The organism is Variovorax sp. PAMC26660 (genome assembly GCF_014302995.1).
In the GTDB taxonomy this organism is placed as follows: Bacteria; Pseudomonadota; Gammaproteobacteria; order Burkholderiales; family Burkholderiaceae_C; genus Variovorax.
Genome location: NZ_CP060295.1, coordinates 2,765,341 through 2,780,031 on the forward strand (window position 1 = coordinate 2,765,341; position 14,691 = coordinate 2,780,031).

Sequence of the window (14,691 nt, forward strand, 5' to 3'; positions counted from 1 at the left end):
GGGCATCAGCCCGCGCCCGCCTTGCGGCGCGGCTGGCGCCACGGCGGATTTGCCTTGGCGTGGTGGCGCGCTTCTTTCACGAACTCGGCGCACATGTGCGTCATCAGGTCGGCCGAACGGTAGACCAGGAACACACCGAAGTCCGGCACCTCGTCGGTGATCGGCAGCCGTTCGAGCAGGCCGGGCTGCAGCCGCAGCGGCCCCGCGCCGTGGAACACGAAGTCCGACCACATGCTGACCAGGTCGGTCTGCGTGGCCAGCTGCAGGCCCAGCAGGTTCGATGCGCTTTGCACCATGCGCCTGGGCATCTCGAGCCCGTGCAGGCGCATCGTGCTCACCAATGGGCTGCCGGCGTCGTCGATCGGGTCGAGCACCAGCCAGTCGGCGTCGATCAGCGTGCGCAGCTTGCGCACGCGCCGCAGTGGATGGCCGGCGCGCACCGACAGGTGCATCGCCACCGAAAACAGCGGCTCCCACTGGAAGGCGCCGGTGCCCGGCCCGTTGCAGGTGGAGATCAGGCCCAGGTCGAGCCGGCCTTCGCGCAGGCCCTCGAAGATCTGCTGCGGCCGCAGCTCGAAGCCGCGCAGCGCCACATTGGGAAAGCGCTGGCGAAACGATGCCATCGCGTCGGGCAGCGGCCCGCTCGATGCCACGGCGGTGAAGCCGATGTTGAGCTGCGCCTCGTCATGCCCGCGGATGGCCTCGATGTCTTCGAGCGCGTGCCGCAGTTCCTGCTCGACCAGGCTGGCGCGCTTGACCAGCGCCACGCCGTAGGCCGTGAGACTCACGCCGCGCGTGGAGCGCAGCATCAGCGTCACGCCGAGTTCGCGCTCCAGTTCGGCGATGGTCTTCGACAGCGCCGGTTGCGTGGTGTGCAGGCTGCGCGAGGCCTCGTGGATGCTGCCGTGCTGTGCCACCGCCAGCAGAACGCGCAACTGTTGCAGCTTCATCGTGGTGCGGTTCTCTCAGAAATGGGGCGACGAATGGAGCGAGAAACGGGGCATCTCGGTAGTTGCCCCGATAGCCGCGCAAGGCCTCTTCTGTCGGGGATTCCATTTGGTTATCAGCATGAAAATTTGTGATTCTGCGCTGGCGCGCTTTGCCTGAATACTCCGCCGCGAAGGGCCCGACCCGCCGCCCTCGCAACCCCGTTCGTGGAGACATTAAATGAGCGAAGCCGCCTTGCCTGCAAGCCCGATCCTGGGCTCTTCTTCGGCGACTGCCGCACCTTCTTCCGATGCCTCGCACGGCAAGGGCAAGCAGAGCCAGTTCCGCCTGATCGCCGCCTGCTCGCTGGGCAATGCGCTGGAGATGTACGACTTCACCGTCTACAGCTTTTTCGCGCTCTTGATCGGCAAGCTGTTCTTTCCCTCCGACAGTCCCTACGGCTCGCTGCTGCTCGCGGTGGCCACCTTCGGCATCGGCTTCGTGATGCGGCCGCTGGGCGGCGTGATCATCGGCAACTACGCCGACCGCAAGGGCCGCAAGGCCGCGATGACCTTGACCATCGGGTTGATGGTGCTCGGCACGCTGTGCATTGCGCTGGCCCCCAGCTATGCGTCGGCCGGCGTGTTCGGCTCGCTGATGATCCTGGCGGGCCGGCTGTTGCAGGGCTTTTCGCTCGGCGGCGAAGTGGGTGCCGCCACCTCGATGCTGATGGAAGCCGGCGGCATCAAGGGCCGTGGCTTTCGCGTGAGCTGGCAACTGGCGAGCCAGGGCGTCTCGGCGCTGCTGGGTGCGCTCACCGGCGCCGCGCTGTACGCCGCGCTGCCGCAGGCTTCGCTCGAAAGCTGGGGCTGGCGGTTGCCGTTTCTGCTCGGCCTGCTGATCGCGCCGGTGGGCCTGTACATCCGCGCCAACCTCGAAGAGACGCACACCGCCGACAGCCATGAATCCAGCCCCGTCGGCCGGCTGCTGCGGGCGCACGGCGGCACGGTGCTCAAGGGCATCTTCGCCACCACGGCGGGCACGGCGACCATGTACCTGGTCGTGTTCTTCATGCCGACCTACATGATCCGCGTGCTGCACATGCCTCCTTCGCTGTCGCTGCTCTCGGGCTGCGTCACCGGCATCACGCTGTTCGTCGTCTCGCTGGTGGCGGGGCGCCTGGCCGACCGGCTGCCCAACCGCAAGCCGCTGGTGATCGGCTCGCTGCTGTTCAGCGTGATCGCGGTCTACCCGGTGTTCTGGCTCATCAGCCACTACCCGAGCGTGCCGCTGGTGCTGGCGCTGTCGGCGCTGCTCACGGCAAGCGTGAACATCGGCACCACGCCCATGTTCCTGATGATGCTGGAGATGCTGCCCATCGGCGTGCGCGCCAGCGGCATCTCGGTGATCTACAGCATCGGCGTGACGGTCTTCGGCGGCTCCTCGCAGTTCATCGTGACCTGGTTGCTCGCGAAGACGGGCAACCCGATGTCGCCGGCCTTCTACATGATGGTCTGCGGCGTGCTGAGCCTCGTTGCGCTCCTGGCCATGCGCGAACGCAAGGCCGACTGAATCTCCTTCCTTCCTACCGAACGAACCGAACGCCCTTCATGACCCGCGAACTCAGCCTCCACACGACCAAGCTCCTGTCCCGCCTGCTGCCGCCCGCCGACACGCAAGCCTTCATCGACATCCGCCGCCAGATCCACGCCAACCCCGAACTCGGTTTCGAGGTGAACGCCACCAGCACGCTGGTGGCCAACCTGCTGCGCGAATGGGGCTACGACGTGCACACCGGCATCGGCAAGACCGGCATCGTGGCGCAGCTCAAGCTGGGCAACGGCACGCGCCGGCTGGGCATTCGCGCCGACATGGACGCGCTGCCCATCGTCGAGGCCACGGGCCTGCCCTATGCGAGCCGCAACCCCGGCCGCATGCATGCCTGCGGTCACGACGGCCACACGGCGATCCTGCTGGCGGCCGCGAAGGCGCTCGCACGCACGCGTGACTTCGACGGCACGCTGAACCTGATCTTCCAGCCCGATGAAGAAAACCTCTGCGGCGCGCGCGCGATGATCGAAGACGGCCTGTTCGAGCGCTTCCCCTGCGATGCGGTGTACGCGCTGCACAACGCGCCGGGCGTGCCGTTGGGCACGGCGCTTGTGGTGGCGGGGCCGGTCACGCTGTCGTCCGATGTGGCCGACGTCACGATCAAGGGCGTAGGCGGCCATGGCGCGATGCCGCATCGCGCACGCGATCCTGTCGCCGCGGCGGCTGCGGTGGTGACGGCGTTGCAGACCGTGGTGGCACGCAATGTGGCGCCCGACGACACGGCGGTGGTGTCGGTCGGCTTCATCCGCGGCGGTGCCACGCACAACGTGATTCCGCAGTCGGTGACGCTCGGCCTCAACGTGCGCGCGGCACGGCCCGAGACGCGCGCGCTGGTCGAGCAACGCATTCGCGAGATCGTGAGCTTCACCGCGCAGGCACATGGCGTGGAAGCCGAGATCGACTATCGCCAGTTGGTGCCGCCGGTGGTCAACACCGTGGCGGAAACGCAGTTGATGGCACAGGTCTGCACTGAGCTGGTCGGCGAGGCGAACGTCGTCACGCAAGTGCCCAAGGGCTTTGCGGGCAGCGAAGACTTCGCGTGGATGCTCGCCGCGTTGCCGGGCTGCTATCTGCTGCTCGGCAACGGGGAGGGCGAGTTCGGGGGCTGCATGGTGCACAACCCCGGGTACGACTTCAACGACCAGGTGCTGCCGCTGGGGGCCGCCTGCTGGGTCCGCCTGGCGCAGACCTACCTGGCGAAGACATGAATAAACCTACTGCGCAACCCGATCTCGCATCTGCGGTCCTCACCGTACGCGAGTACGGTTCCGGTCCTCGACGCAAGCTCGGGCTGCTCGCTACGGTTTCTTCACGTCTTCGGCACGCCTTTTAGAACGGCGCGTCTTCTTCTGCCTCGACGGCATCGGTCGGGGTTGTGGTGGTCGGCTTGGCCGCTGCAGCAACAGGCTTCGGTGCTTCGTCAGGCAGCGCGGCCGAGAACGCCGCTTCGCCACCCAGTGCATCCAGCAGCGCCGGCACCATCTGCCCCAGCTCGCCCGTGGCAATCGCCACGTCGGCGTCGAAGTTGTCTTCCTTCTTGCCGCCCGCGGCGCCGTCGCCCGTGCCTTCGAGGAACACGATCTTGCGGATCAGCATGCCCTGCGTCAGCTCGAAGGACACGCGGTCGTCCCAGGTCATGGCCAGGCGCGTGGGGCGCTTGCCGTCGGTGATGTGCTGCTTGACTTCCTCGATGTCCAGCGGGTGCTTGGCGTAGCGCACCACGGCTTTCGATTCGTCCGAAGCCTTCAGCTCGCACTCGCGGTCGATGGTGAAGCCGGCCGGCGGCTCCTGCGTCAGCAGCCATTCGGCCATGGCGGCGGCCGGTTCGATCTGCGTGTTGATGAGGCTCACGGCAAAGCCGTCGAGCGACTTCACGAGGCTGGTGACCACTTCGTCGGCGCGCGCCGCATTGGCGCTGTTGATGACGAGGCGGCGCTCGGCCTGGTCGATCCACACCGCCACGCGCGCATTGCGCGTGAAGGCCATCGGCAGCAGCTCCAGGGTGATGTCTTCCTTGAGCTCTTTCTTTTCCTTCTTGCCGGGCTTGCGGCCGGTGGTGGCCTCGATCTGCGCGCAGCGCTCGTCGAGCTTGCGGCGCACCACGGAGCCGGGGAGCGTCTTGCTCTCGATCATGTACTCGACCAGCCACTGGCCGTCGATGGATTCGACCAACGGGCCGTTGGCCTCGCCGCGGGGCTCGGACCAGCCGGCGGATTTTTCCTGCGAAGGGGTGCAAGGCTCGAAGCGCTGCTTGCCGAGCCCTTCTTCTGCCTCGGTCAGTGTTTGGGACCAGGCAGGTTCGATGCGATAGACGATGACGTTCTTGAATACGGACACGGGAACCCTTTTTCCACTGGTTTGGACAACCGGCCATTGTCAGGCACCTCCATCCGGGCTCGGCCGTAAAATCGAAAGCTTTTGCGACTTCCCCCATCGCTCCCAAAGGAATCAGGAAATGAGCTCGATCCCCCCCTCGCTGGACGACCGTGACGGCAAGATCTGGATGGATGGCGAACTCGTGGACTGGCGCGACGCCAAGATCCACGTGCTCAGCCACACGCTGCATTACGGCTGCGGCGCCTTCGAGGGCGTACGCGCCTACAAGACAGCGGACGGCGGCACGTCCATCTTTCGCCTGGCCGAGCACACCGAGCGCCTGTTCAACAGCGCCAAGATCCTGCGCATGAAGATCCCCTTCACGCACGAACAGCTCAACGAAGCCCAGAAACAGGTGGTTCGCGAGAACAAGCTCGAAAGCTGCTACCTGCGCCCCCTCATCTGGATCGGCTCTGAAAAGCTGGGCGTGAGCCCCAAGGGCAACAAGATCCACGCCATGGTCGCGGCCTGGTCCTGGGGCGCCTACCTGGGCGAAGAAGGCATGAAGCGCGGCATCCGCGTGAAGACGTCCAGTTACACCCGCCACCACGTCAACATCACGATGACGCAGGCCAAGACGGTGAGCAACTACACCAACTCGATCCTGGCCAACATGGAAGCGCTGGACGACGGCTACGACGAAGCGCTGCTGCTCGACGCGAGCGGCTTCGTCTCCGAAGGTGCGGGCGAGAACATCTTCGTGGTCAAGGGCGGCGTGGTCTACACGCCCGACCTGTCGGCCGGCGCCCTGAACGGCATCACGCGCAACACCATCCTGCACATCTGCAAGGACCTGGGGCTCGAGCTCGTGCAAAAGCGCATCACACGCGACGAGGTCTACATCGCCGACGAGGCCTTCTTCACCGGCACCGCCGCTGAAGTAACGCCCATCCGCGAACTCGACCGCATCGAGATCGGCAACCGGGGCGATGGCGGCTCGCGCGGCCCGATCACCGAAAAAATCCAGTCTGCCTTCTTCGACATCGTGAACGGCAAGAATCCCAAGTACGCCCACTGGCTCACGAAAGTCTGAACCCCATGTCTACCAATGCAGTCGTCGAACTCCTGGCCAAGGAGCTCAACCATCAGGGCGGCGTGTTCTGCCCCAACCCCAAGGCGGACATGCAGCTCTGGGACAACCACCCGAAGGTTTACCTGGACGTGGCGCGCACCGGCGAAGCCAAGTGCCCGTACTGCGGCACCTTGTACCGGCTGAAGGCCGGCGAAACGGTTTCGGCGCGGCATTGACATGACGCTGCGGGGCCTCCTGTGCCGCTTTGCGGCGGCCTACGTGGTCCTGCTGGTCGTCGTCGCCGTGGTGCTGAACCTGGCGGGCGCCAGTTCCCACACGAGCGGCAACGTGGCCGCCTTGCTGGCCGCCGTGACCTGGGTGTGCATGGATTTCGCCAAGAAGAACGGCCGCTACTTCATGCCCGAAGAAAAGAAACGCGCCGTCCTGGGCATGCTGGTCATCGACCTGGCCATGCAGGCGGCAGTGACCGTGGCCGCCGGCCCGCTCTCGGGCGTGCCGGCCCTGTCTCTCGGGCCGACAGCGCTGGTGCTGCTTTTCGTCGGCGTGCTGCACGCGGCGGTGATCTGGTTCTTCGTCGGCTTCGCTGGCAAGCAGCACGCGGCGGCCGAGGCCAGGCGCAACAAGAACGGTTGAGTCAGTGCGCGGCGTGTGCGCCGATCACGCCCTGTTGCAGCAGCCGGCGCAGGCGATTTCTCTCAGGCCTGTTGTGCTGCAAGCGCCGGTTTTCCTGGCCACGGCCACAGGTCGCGCCAGGGCGCCGGGTCTTTCGATTCCAGCGCCAGCCGCAGGTAGACCTGCGAGATCCACAGCAGTGCCAGGCCGATCTGCGCATCGCGCAGCGCCGAGTTCACGCTCGATGCGATCAGCGCGATCAGCGTGGCCGCCAGCGCGTAGCGGCCCGCGATGTCGGGCCGTTTCCAAGCCTGCCAGACCGCGCCGGCCATGATGACCAGCAGGCTCAGCAAGGCCGGCAGTCCGCCCTGCGAGCCGACCCACAGGAAGTCGTTGTGCGGCATGTTCGAGTCGGCAAACAGCTCCGGGCCGCGCTTGTGCCATTGCTCGGTCCAGCCGCCGATGCCCCAGCCGGTGAGCGGCCGGTCGGCGATCATGAGGCCGGTGTCGCGGTACATGTAGTAGCGGATGACCCAGCTGCCCTTGAAGACGGCGCCGGCCTCCGCCTTCTCGAGTTCCTGCACGCCGGTCTCGACCTTTTGCTGCAGTTGCGGCAACTGGTAGAGCCCGGCACCGAGCACCACGGTTCCCAGCACCAGCGAGCCCACCAGCATCTTCAGGTGATTGCGCCACTGGTGGATGCACACGGCCGGAATCACCAGCAACAGCGCGAGCACCGAGGTGCGCGAGGTCAGCGGCAGCGCCACCACCAGGCCCAGCCCGAGCATCAGCACGAAGGCGGGAATGGCACGCAGCGGCTTGTGCGCGGCGATCTGCGCAATGCCCCACACGGCGGCCGTGGACGCGACCACGCTGAACAGCAGTGCATTGCTGATCGACTTGTTGCCCACTTCCATGACCACCGCGCGCAGCGGCGACCAGATCGGAAAGCCGATGGCGTAATAGAGCACGATCAGCAAAATGTTCAGCGCCGCGATCAGCAGGAAGCCGCGCAGCGCCCATATCGCTTCCTCGCGCGTGAGCGCCATCGCCATCAATATCGTGAGGCCGATGCGCACCCCGTGGAACAGGTTGGAGCCGGTTTCGGGATAGTGCCGCCCGAAGGCCAGCACGAGGAGGGTCCAGGCCAGGTAGGCCATCACCGGCCACCACAGCGGGTTGGCGCGCAGCCGCGTGATGCGTTCGCGCGTGTCGCCGGCCAGCATCAGCGTGAGCAGAAGAAGAATGGCCGACAGGTAGGTGACGCCGACCGGCATGAACACCACCAGCCCCCAGAACATGGCCGCGGGCCGAACGATGTGCGATCTCTGCATAGGGGCGGGATTTTAGGTTGGGCTCAATGACCCAAGCTGACTACGCCCACGCAGCCGCGGGGTGCTCTCAGTGCCCGCGTGCAACCGGCAGGCGAATCACGAAGCTTGCGCCGCCGCCCGGCCGGTCTTCGCAATGCACCGAGCCGCCGTGGCGTTCGGCGATCGACTTCACCAGCGACAACCCCAGGCCGACGCCGCCATTGCGCTCGCTGGCGCCGGGCAGGCGATAGAAGGGCTCGAAGATGCGGTCGCGCAGCGCAGGCGGCACGCCCGGCCCCCGGTCGTTGACGCGCACGGTGGCGAAGCCATTGGCGCTGCCCAGCTCCACCGCGATTTCGCCGGCGCCGTAGCGGCGGGCGTTTTCGAGCAGGTTGCGGATCGCGCGGCGCAGCAGGCGCGACACGCCGGGCACGGTAAGGGCCGCGTTGTCGGTGCCTTCGGCAAGATCAAGCTCGGCGTTCACTTGCGAACACTCTTCGGCCGCAAGGCCTGTCAGGTCGACCGCCTCGATGGTGCCCAGGTCGGCTTCGCTGGCATCGAGTCGGCTGGCCAGCAGGATCTCGTCGATCAGTTGGTCCAGCTCGCCGATGTTGCGCGAGATTTCGTCGCGTGCGGCCGGGCTCGGGCGTTCACCCATCAGCTCCAGGCCCATGCGGATGCGGGTGAGCGGCGAGCGCAGTTCGTGCGACGCATTGGCCAGCAGCGACTTGTGCGAACGCACCAGTTGTTCGATGCGCTCGGCCGACGCGTTGAATCGTTTGGAGAGATCAGCCACTTCGTCCTGCCCTTCTTCGGTCACGCGCACCGAGAGATCGCCTTCGCCCCAACGTTGCACGCCGCGCTGCAGCGATTCCAGCCGCTGCGTGATGCGCCGCACGATCGGGTAGACGGCCAGCGCCACCGCCACACCCACCAGCGCGATCATCCAGCCCAGCCCGAAGGGCGTGCGCCACGGCGCGAAGTCGGACGCACCCGTGGGCCGGGTGCGCGGCGCCATCTGCAGCGTGATGACCTTGCCGTCGCTGAGCGTCACGTCGAACTCCCAGCCCTTGCCCGGCACGCGCATGGCCTGGCCGGTGCCGATCGGCTTGTCCTGCGCGTCCAGCACTGTCACTTCGCGCGGCACCGTGATCAGCCGCTCGCGCTCGGCCTGCGCCGCCTCGCGCACGATCCAGTTGGCCATCAGCGTGAGGATGACCACACCGCCCACCACCGCGAGCCAGATGCGGACGTAGAGGTGGCGGGAGTAGAGGTTTTTCAGCATGGCCCGATGCGGCCGCCGCCGGGCCGCCCCAAGGCGAGCCGCGCCTCCCCCTCGGGGGGTGGCGAATTACACGGAGCGAAGCGGGTGAAAAGCCGGGGGGTGAACATCTTTTCAGTCTTGCTGCTTGGCGAAGACGTAGCCCACGCCGCGCACCGTCAGGATGCGCTTCGGGTTCTTCGCATCGACCTCGATGGCGGCGCGGATGCGGCCCATGTGCACGTCGATCGAACGGTCGAAGGCTTCCAGCTCGCGGCCACGCACGGCTTCCATGATCTGGTCGCGCGTGAGCACGCGGCCCGCGCGCTCGGCCATCGCCACCAGCAGGTCGAACTGGTAGGAGGTGAGGTCGGCCAGCGCGCCGGCCACCGACACGGTGCGCGCATTGCGGTCGATCTCCAGCGTGCCGAAGCGCATCACCGTGGAGGCCTCGGATTCGGTGGTGGTCTCGCTGCGCCGGCGCAGCACGGCGCGAATGCGCGCCAGCAACTCGCGCGGCTCGAAGGGCTTGGGCAGGTAGTCGTCGGCGCCGATTTCCAGGCCGATGATGCGGTCCATCGGATCGCCCTTGGCCGTGAGCATCAGCACCGACACCTTGGAGATGGGGCCGGGCAGCGCGCGGATGCGGCGGCAGACTTCGAGCCCGTCGGTGTCGGGCAGCATCAGGTCGAGGATCACGAGGTCGGGCGCGTGCTGCTGCAGTTGCTCCAGGCCGCTGCTGCCGTCACCGGCATGGTTGAAGGCGAAGCCTGACTGCGTCAGGTATTCGCCCACCATCTGCGCCAGGCGGGCGTCGTCTTCGATCATCAGGAGTTGGGGGGTGCTCATGCGCTTCATGGTCGTCCACGGGGAGCAACCGGGCTTGAACGCTCCGTAAAGTTGGGTAAACGCAGCGCCGGCCTGTCAACCGGGAACACTGCGAAAAACATAGCGCCCTGCCCAGTATTCATGGGCGCCATGTGCTTCTTTGACTACCAACAACGCGCGGATGACGGACCGCGCCGACCGCCCCGGCTGTCAGCCTGCGGGCCGCAACTGCAGGCGCAGCGCGAGCGCATCCGACAGCGGCAGGTCAATCGGTGTCCCCGTGCTGCCTTCGACTTGCGCCAGCGCCTCGAACAGGCCCAGCGCGTCGGCCATCGGGTTGATGCCGATCAGCGTGCGTGCGGCGGCCGAGCGCGGTGCCGCCGGCGCGTTGGCCGCATCGCTGGCCAGCGACCAGTCGAACGACGCCACGGTGCGCTCGGTGCGTTCGTGCGCGATCACCAGCGCCACTGCGAGCAGGCCACGGCTGTCGGTCACCGAAGTCAGCGGACCGACCGTGGGTGTGTCGTAGCCCACCAGCAGCACCGGCTCCTGGTCGGCGGCGCACTGCACCGCGGCTTCGAGCAGGCCGGAGGCAAAGCTGTGTTCGTAGGCCGAGACCGCGTTGCTGGCCGCCATGCAGCCGGTGCCGATGGTCCAGTAGCCCACGGCCGCGTTGTGCACCGAGTTGTGGAACTTGGTGGGCGACAGCATCTTCGGATCGGTCGAGAGCGTGCTGCACATGTAGTCGTTGATCGACAGGTCGCCGTGCGCCGACGTGAACACGCAGGGCACGTCGGCCGCGTTGCGGCCCGAGGCCACCATCGCGGCGGCGGCCACTTCGAGGGCCAGCGCCACGGTGTCGGGCGCGCGGCGCCGCTCGGCCGGTGCCAGCACCTGCGGCGACGGGCGCTTGGCGGGCGGATCGGTCAGCGTGCCTTCGCCCCGGAAGGCGGCGCGCGCGACGTCCCAGCCCGGCAGCGTGGGTGTCCAGAAGGCCGGGCCTTCGATGTAGAGGGTGGGGGCGCTCATGCGGCCTCCGCCTTGCCGAACACCAGCGAGCAGTTGTTGCCACCGAAGCCGAAAGAGTTGGACAGCGCGTAACGCACTTCGCCGTGTGCAGGCTGCAGCTTGATCTGCGGGCCGAAGCCTTCGTCCAGCGTGCTCGTGTTGACGGTGCCCGGCATCAGGCCGCGCTCGATCGCCAGCAGGCTGATGACCGCCTCGACGATGCCGGCGGCGCCCAGCGTGTGGCCCATGAAGCCCTTGGTCGAGCTGGCGTGCGTGCGGGCCGGGAAGCGGCGCGCCACCAGCGCGCCTTCGACCTCGTCGTTCTTCTGGCTCGCGGTGCCGTGCATGTTGATGTAGTCGATGGCCTCGGGGGCAAGGCCCGCGCGCGCCAGCGCCTCGTCGAGCGCGCGTTCGGCGCCCAGACCCTCGGGGTGCGGCGTCGACATGTGGTGCGCGTCGCTCGCTTCGCCGTAGCCCAGCAGGTGCATCGGCGCAGCGTCGGCACCGGTCTGCACGCGCTCGACCAGCGCAAAGCCCGCTGCTTCGCCCAGGCTGATGCCCTTGCGGCCGGCGTCGAAAGGCCGGCACGGTTCGCTCGACACCAGTTCGAGCGAGTTGAAGCCGAACAGCACGCTGCCGCACAGCGTGTCGGCGCCGCCGACCACGGCCGCGTCGGCCAGTCCCAGGCGGATCAGCCGTTCGGCCGAGGCGAACACCTTGGCGCTGGACGAGCAGGCGGTCGAGATCGTTTCGCTCGGCCCGCTGATGCCCAGCACCTGCGCCGTGAACATCGCCAGCGAATGGGGCGTATGCACCGCAGGGCGGCGTTGATTGACCGGGAACATGCCCTCGGCGTCGAGCTGCGTGTAGGCCAGCTCGGTCTCGCCGATGCTGGCGGTCGAGGTGCCCATGACCAGCGCGATGCGCGACGCGCCGTACTTTTCACGCGCGGCGGCCACCGCTTCGATGAAGCCGTCGGCATGCAGGCCCAGCCACGCGAGCCGGTTGTTGCGGCAGTCCCAGGGCATGAGCGCTTCGGGCAGGCGGATCTCTTCGAGACCGTCCACGCGGCCGATCCAGGTGGGCAGCGGCGCATCGCCGAAGTCGTTGGCGCGCAGGCCACTGCGCGACTGCGCGAGCGCGTCGGCGAGCGATTCCTTGCCGACACCGACGGCCGAAGTCGCCGTGAAGGCGCTGATTTGAAGGGGGGGAATTCTGGACGGCACGATGGTTGTTGGGGCAGGCGGCAAGCGAAAGGGCGTCGGGCGGGCGCAAGACAGGCAGGCGTAATTTTCACGCAATGAACGTCACAGCCTACCAGCAGTGCGCGCGGCGCCGCGTCGGCCGTTTCCCATAGATGGCTGCTAGGGCGCAGGCCCTATTGACGGTCGGTGGCGCCTGTGGTGGCTGTCGTCAGGCGCGAGGCCAGCGCCACCAGCACCAGCACCGGCACGCCCAGTACTGCGGTGGCGGTGAAGAAGGTGCTGTAGCCGTAGGCGTCGACGAACGCGCCGGAGTAGCCGGCAATGAACTTCGGCAGCAGCAGCATCAGCGAGCTGAACAGCGCGTACTGGGTGGCCGAATAGCTGATGTTCGTCAGGCTCGACAGGTAGGCGATGAAGGCGGCCGAGGCAATGCCGCCGGCCAGGTTGTCGGCCGAGACCACCGCGATCAGCGCCGTCAGGTCGTGCCCGCGCGTGGCCAGCCAGGCAAACAGCAGGTTGCTGCCTGCGCTCAGCACCGCGCCCAGCATCAGCACGCGCATCACGCCCAGCCGCATCGACAGCACGCCACCGACGAAGGCACCGGCCAGCGTCATGATCACGCCGTAGATCTTGCTGACCGTGGCCACTTCGTCCTTGGTGAAGCCCATGTCCACGTAGAAGGGGTTGGCCATGATGCCCATCACCACGTCGCTGATGCGGTAGATGGCAATCAGCGAGAGGATCAGTGCCGCCTGCCATTTGTAGCGGCGGATGAAGTCGGCGAAGGGCTCGACCAGCGCGCTGCGCAGCCATTCGGCCGCGTTCTTCGCCTTGGGCAGCACGCGCCGCACCGGCTCGGGCGACAGCAACACGGTGAGCACGCCGACCGCCATCGAGGCGGCCATGACCAGGTAGGCCGTCTTCCAGGCGCCGTTCTGATAAGCGGCCGCGCCCGCGACTGCGGCGGCCGGTGCCACCTCGGCCCAGGCCGCGACCCACAGCACGCCGGCGCCGGCCCAGATCATCGCGAGCCGGTAGCCGGTCTGGTAGGCCGCGGCGAGCGCAGCCTGCTTGCGCGTCTCGGCCGATTCAATGCGGAAGGCGTCCAGCGCGATGTCTTGCGTGGCCGAGCCGAAGGCCACCAGCAGCGCGCACCAGATCAATGGCGTGAGTCCGAGCCGCGGATCGTTCATCGCCATGCCGATCAGGCCCGCGATGACCATGCCCTGCGCCAGCAGCAGCCAGCCACGCCGGCGCCCCAGCAGCGTGGTCAGCGGCGGCAGCGGCAGCCGGTCGACCAGCGGTGCCCAGACCCACTTGAAGCCATAGGCCAGCCCGACCCAGCTCAGGTAGCCGATGGTGGTGCGGTCGATGCCGGCTTCGCGCAGGCGAAAGCTCAGCGTGCCCAGCACCAGCAGCAGCGGCAACCCGGCCGAGAAGCCCAGCGCCAGCATGCGCAGCGTGGCGGGCTCCAGGTAGACCTTCAGCGAATCGCGCCAGGGCGGTGAGGGGGCGGTGGGGGTTTCGACAGGCGAGGCGGACATGAGCCCCGGATTGTCCATGAGTGCACGGGGACATCGCCCGGCCTTTTGCTTTCATTTGTTCCTATGATCCGGCCCCATGTGCCCACGATGCGAACGCCCCCTTTCCGCCGTCTCCGCTGCGTCGCCCTGGCAACCGCGGCGGGCCTTCCTGCTGGCTGCGGCGGGCGCGATGCTGGCCGGGCCGGCGCTGGCACAGGTCAATGTCGGCAATGCCTCGATGGCGCGCAACCTCGTGCCGGCCGACAAGATCGAGGCGGCCGGCGTGCAGCAATACGGCCAGTTGCTCGAACAGGCGCGCGCCAAGGGTGCGCTGGCGGGCGACAACAACCCGCAACTGCAGCGCCTGCGCACCATCGCGCAGCGGCTCATTCCCTTCGCCACGCCATGGAATTCGCGCGCGCGTGACTGGAAGTGGGAGGTCAACCTGATCGGCAGCAAGCAGATCAACGCCTTCTGCATGCCCGGCGGCAAGATCGCCTTCTTCACCGGCATCCTCGAGCAGCTCAAGCTCAGCGACGACGAGGTTGCGATGGTGATGGGCCACGAAATGGCCCACGCGCTGCGTGAGCATGCCCGCGCCCGCATGGCCAAAAGTGCGGGCACGGGGGCGGCGCTGTCCATCGGCGCGCAACTGCTGGGGTTGGGGCAGGTGGGCGATCTTGCGGCCCGTGCGGGCACGCAGCTCATCACCCTGAAGTTCAGCCGCAGCGACGAGACCGAAGCCGACCTCGTTGGCCTCGAACTCGCGGCACGCGCGGGCTATGACCCGAAGGCTTCCGTGTCGCTCTGGCAGAAGATGGCCGCGGCGTCCAAGAACCAGGGTGGGTTGAGCTTTTTGTCGACGCACCCGACGGGGCCGGACCGCATCACGAAGCTGGAGGCAAATCTGCCGAAGGTCGAGAAGCTTTATCGGGACGCCAAGAAGGGCTGAGTTTTTTCGCTGTTTGCTGTTCGGGGCGCTGCTGTTCAGGGC

Annotated in this window: 14 protein-coding genes; 6 read left to right on the forward strand and 8 right to left on the reverse strand. The window is 67.3% G+C overall.

Annotated elements, in window-relative coordinates; translation table 11 throughout:
- Positions 1 to 5 precede the first annotated feature (5 nt).
- Positions 6 to 950 carry a LysR family transcriptional regulator gene (locus H7F35_RS13355; protein WP_187113319.1) on the reverse strand — a complete coding sequence of 315 codons (945 nt, stop codon included), beginning with the start codon at positions 948 to 950 and terminating at the stop codon, positions 6 to 8.
- A gap of 217 nt (positions 951 to 1,167) precedes the next feature.
- On the opposite strand from H7F35_RS13355, the gene H7F35_RS13360 reads away from it, so the two are divergent.
- A complete protein-coding gene (locus H7F35_RS13360) occupies positions 1,168 to 2,499 on the forward strand; it encodes an MFS transporter (protein WP_187113320.1) in 1,332 nt (443 codons plus the stop codon).
- Between the two features lie 38 nt (positions 2,500 to 2,537).
- Positions 2,538 to 3,746: a M20 aminoacylase family protein gene (locus H7F35_RS13365; RefSeq protein ID WP_187113321.1), complete on the forward strand. Its 1,209-nt coding sequence runs from the start codon at positions 2,538 to 2,540 to the stop codon at positions 3,744 to 3,746.
- Between the two features lie 121 nt (positions 3,747 to 3,867).
- On the opposite strand, the gene H7F35_RS13370 is transcribed toward H7F35_RS13365, so the two are convergent.
- Positions 3,868 to 4,875 carry a recombination-associated protein RdgC gene (locus H7F35_RS13370; protein WP_187113322.1) on the reverse strand — a complete coding sequence of 336 codons (1,008 nt, stop codon included), beginning with the start codon at positions 4,873 to 4,875 and terminating at the stop codon, positions 3,868 to 3,870.
- 118 nt (positions 4,876 to 4,993) lie between these two features.
- Here H7F35_RS13370 and H7F35_RS13375 point away from each other — a divergent pair, with 118 nt between their 5' ends.
- The 3 genes from H7F35_RS13375 to H7F35_RS13385 are packed head-to-tail and all read left to right on the forward strand — an operon-like array spanning position 4,994 to position 6,580.
- Positions 4,994 to 5,947, forward strand: coding sequence for a branched-chain amino acid transaminase (locus H7F35_RS13375; protein WP_187113323.1), 954 nt, complete (start codon positions 4,994 to 4,996; stop codon positions 5,945 to 5,947).
- Between the two features lie 5 nt (positions 5,948 to 5,952).
- Positions 5,953 to 6,162: a zinc-finger domain-containing protein gene (locus H7F35_RS13380; RefSeq protein WP_187113324.1), complete on the forward strand. Its 210-nt coding sequence runs from the start codon at positions 5,953 to 5,955 to the stop codon at positions 6,160 to 6,162.
- A 1-nt stretch (position 6,163) separates the two neighbouring features.
- Positions 6,164 to 6,580 carry an ABZJ_00895 family protein gene (locus H7F35_RS13385; protein WP_187113325.1) on the forward strand — a complete coding sequence of 139 codons (417 nt, stop codon included), beginning with the start codon at positions 6,164 to 6,166 and terminating at the stop codon, positions 6,578 to 6,580.
- Positions 6,581 to 6,642: 62 nt separating this feature from the next.
- Here H7F35_RS13385 and H7F35_RS13390 read toward each other — a convergent pair whose 3' ends face one another.
- The 6 genes from H7F35_RS13390 to H7F35_RS13415 form a co-directional block, all read right to left on the reverse strand.
- A complete protein-coding gene (locus H7F35_RS13390; RefSeq protein ID WP_187113326.1) occupies positions 6,643 to 7,893 on the reverse strand; it encodes an O-antigen ligase family protein in 1,251 nt (416 codons plus the stop codon).
- Positions 7,894 to 7,960: 67 nt separating this feature from the next.
- Positions 7,961 to 9,157: an ATP-binding protein gene (locus H7F35_RS13395; RefSeq protein WP_187113327.1), complete on the reverse strand. Its 1,197-nt coding sequence runs from the start codon at positions 9,155 to 9,157 to the stop codon at positions 7,961 to 7,963.
- 111 nt (positions 9,158 to 9,268) lie between these two features.
- Positions 9,269 to 9,991 carry a response regulator transcription factor gene (locus H7F35_RS13400; RefSeq protein WP_187113328.1) on the reverse strand — a complete coding sequence of 241 codons (723 nt, stop codon included), beginning with the start codon at positions 9,989 to 9,991 and terminating at the stop codon, positions 9,269 to 9,271.
- A gap of 180 nt (positions 9,992 to 10,171) precedes the next feature.
- Positions 10,172 to 10,990, reverse strand: a complete 819-nt coding sequence (locus H7F35_RS13405) for a beta-ketoacyl synthase chain length factor (RefSeq protein WP_187113329.1) — start codon at positions 10,988 to 10,990, stop codon at positions 10,172 to 10,174.
- Positions 10,987 to 12,195 carry a beta-ketoacyl-[acyl-carrier-protein] synthase family protein gene (locus H7F35_RS13410; protein WP_187113330.1) on the reverse strand — a complete coding sequence of 403 codons (1,209 nt, stop codon included), beginning with the start codon at positions 12,193 to 12,195 and terminating at the stop codon, positions 10,987 to 10,989. The genes H7F35_RS13405 and H7F35_RS13410 overlap by 4 nt, the downstream gene beginning before the upstream one ends.
- 152 nt (positions 12,196 to 12,347) lie before the next feature.
- Positions 12,348 to 13,736 (reverse strand): AmpG family muropeptide MFS transporter, encoded by a 1,389-nt coding sequence (locus tag H7F35_RS13415; protein ID WP_187113331.1) that lies wholly within the window; start codon positions 13,734 to 13,736, stop codon positions 12,348 to 12,350.
- Between the two features lie 58 nt (positions 13,737 to 13,794).
- On the opposite strand from H7F35_RS13415, the gene H7F35_RS13420 reads away from it, so the two are divergent.
- Positions 13,795 to 14,649: a M48 family metallopeptidase gene (locus H7F35_RS13420; RefSeq protein ID WP_187113332.1), complete on the forward strand. Its 855-nt coding sequence runs from the start codon at positions 13,795 to 13,797 to the stop codon at positions 14,647 to 14,649.
- Positions 14,650 to 14,691: the final 42 nt, after the last annotated feature.

Coding starts and splice junctions, on each gene's coding strand:
- H7F35_RS13355 (WP_187113319.1), bottom strand. CDS start 950: ATGAAGCTGCAACAGTTGCGCGTTCTGCTGGCGGTGGCACAGCACGGC.
- H7F35_RS13360 (WP_187113320.1), top strand. CDS start 1,168: ATGAGCGAAGCCGCCTTGCCTGCAAGCCCGATCCTGGGCTCTTCTTCG.
- H7F35_RS13365 (WP_187113321.1), top strand. CDS start 2,538: ATGACCCGCGAACTCAGCCTCCACACGACCAAGCTCCTGTCCCGCCTG.
- H7F35_RS13375 (WP_187113323.1), top strand. CDS start 4,994: ATGAGCTCGATCCCCCCCTCGCTGGACGACCGTGACGGCAAGATCTGG.
- H7F35_RS13380 (WP_187113324.1), top strand. CDS start 5,953: ATGTCTACCAATGCAGTCGTCGAACTCCTGGCCAAGGAGCTCAACCAT.
- H7F35_RS13385 (WP_187113325.1), top strand. CDS start 6,164: ATGACGCTGCGGGGCCTCCTGTGCCGCTTTGCGGCGGCCTACGTGGTC.
- H7F35_RS13390 (WP_187113326.1), bottom strand. CDS start 7,893: ATGCAGAGATCGCACATCGTTCGGCCCGCGGCCATGTTCTGGGGGCTG.
- H7F35_RS13395 (WP_187113327.1), bottom strand. CDS start 9,157: ATGCTGAAAAACCTCTACTCCCGCCACCTCTACGTCCGCATCTGGCTC.
- H7F35_RS13400 (WP_187113328.1), bottom strand. CDS start 9,991: ATGAAGCGCATGAGCACCCCCCAACTCCTGATGATCGAAGACGACGCC.
- H7F35_RS13405 (WP_187113329.1), bottom strand. CDS start 10,990: ATGAGCGCCCCCACCCTCTACATCGAAGGCCCGGCCTTCTGGACACCC.
- H7F35_RS13415 (WP_187113331.1), bottom strand. CDS start 13,736: ATGGACAATCCGGGGCTCATGTCCGCCTCGCCTGTCGAAACCCCCACC.
- H7F35_RS13420 (WP_187113332.1), top strand. CDS start 13,795: ATGTGCCCACGATGCGAACGCCCCCTTTCCGCCGTCTCCGCTGCGTCG.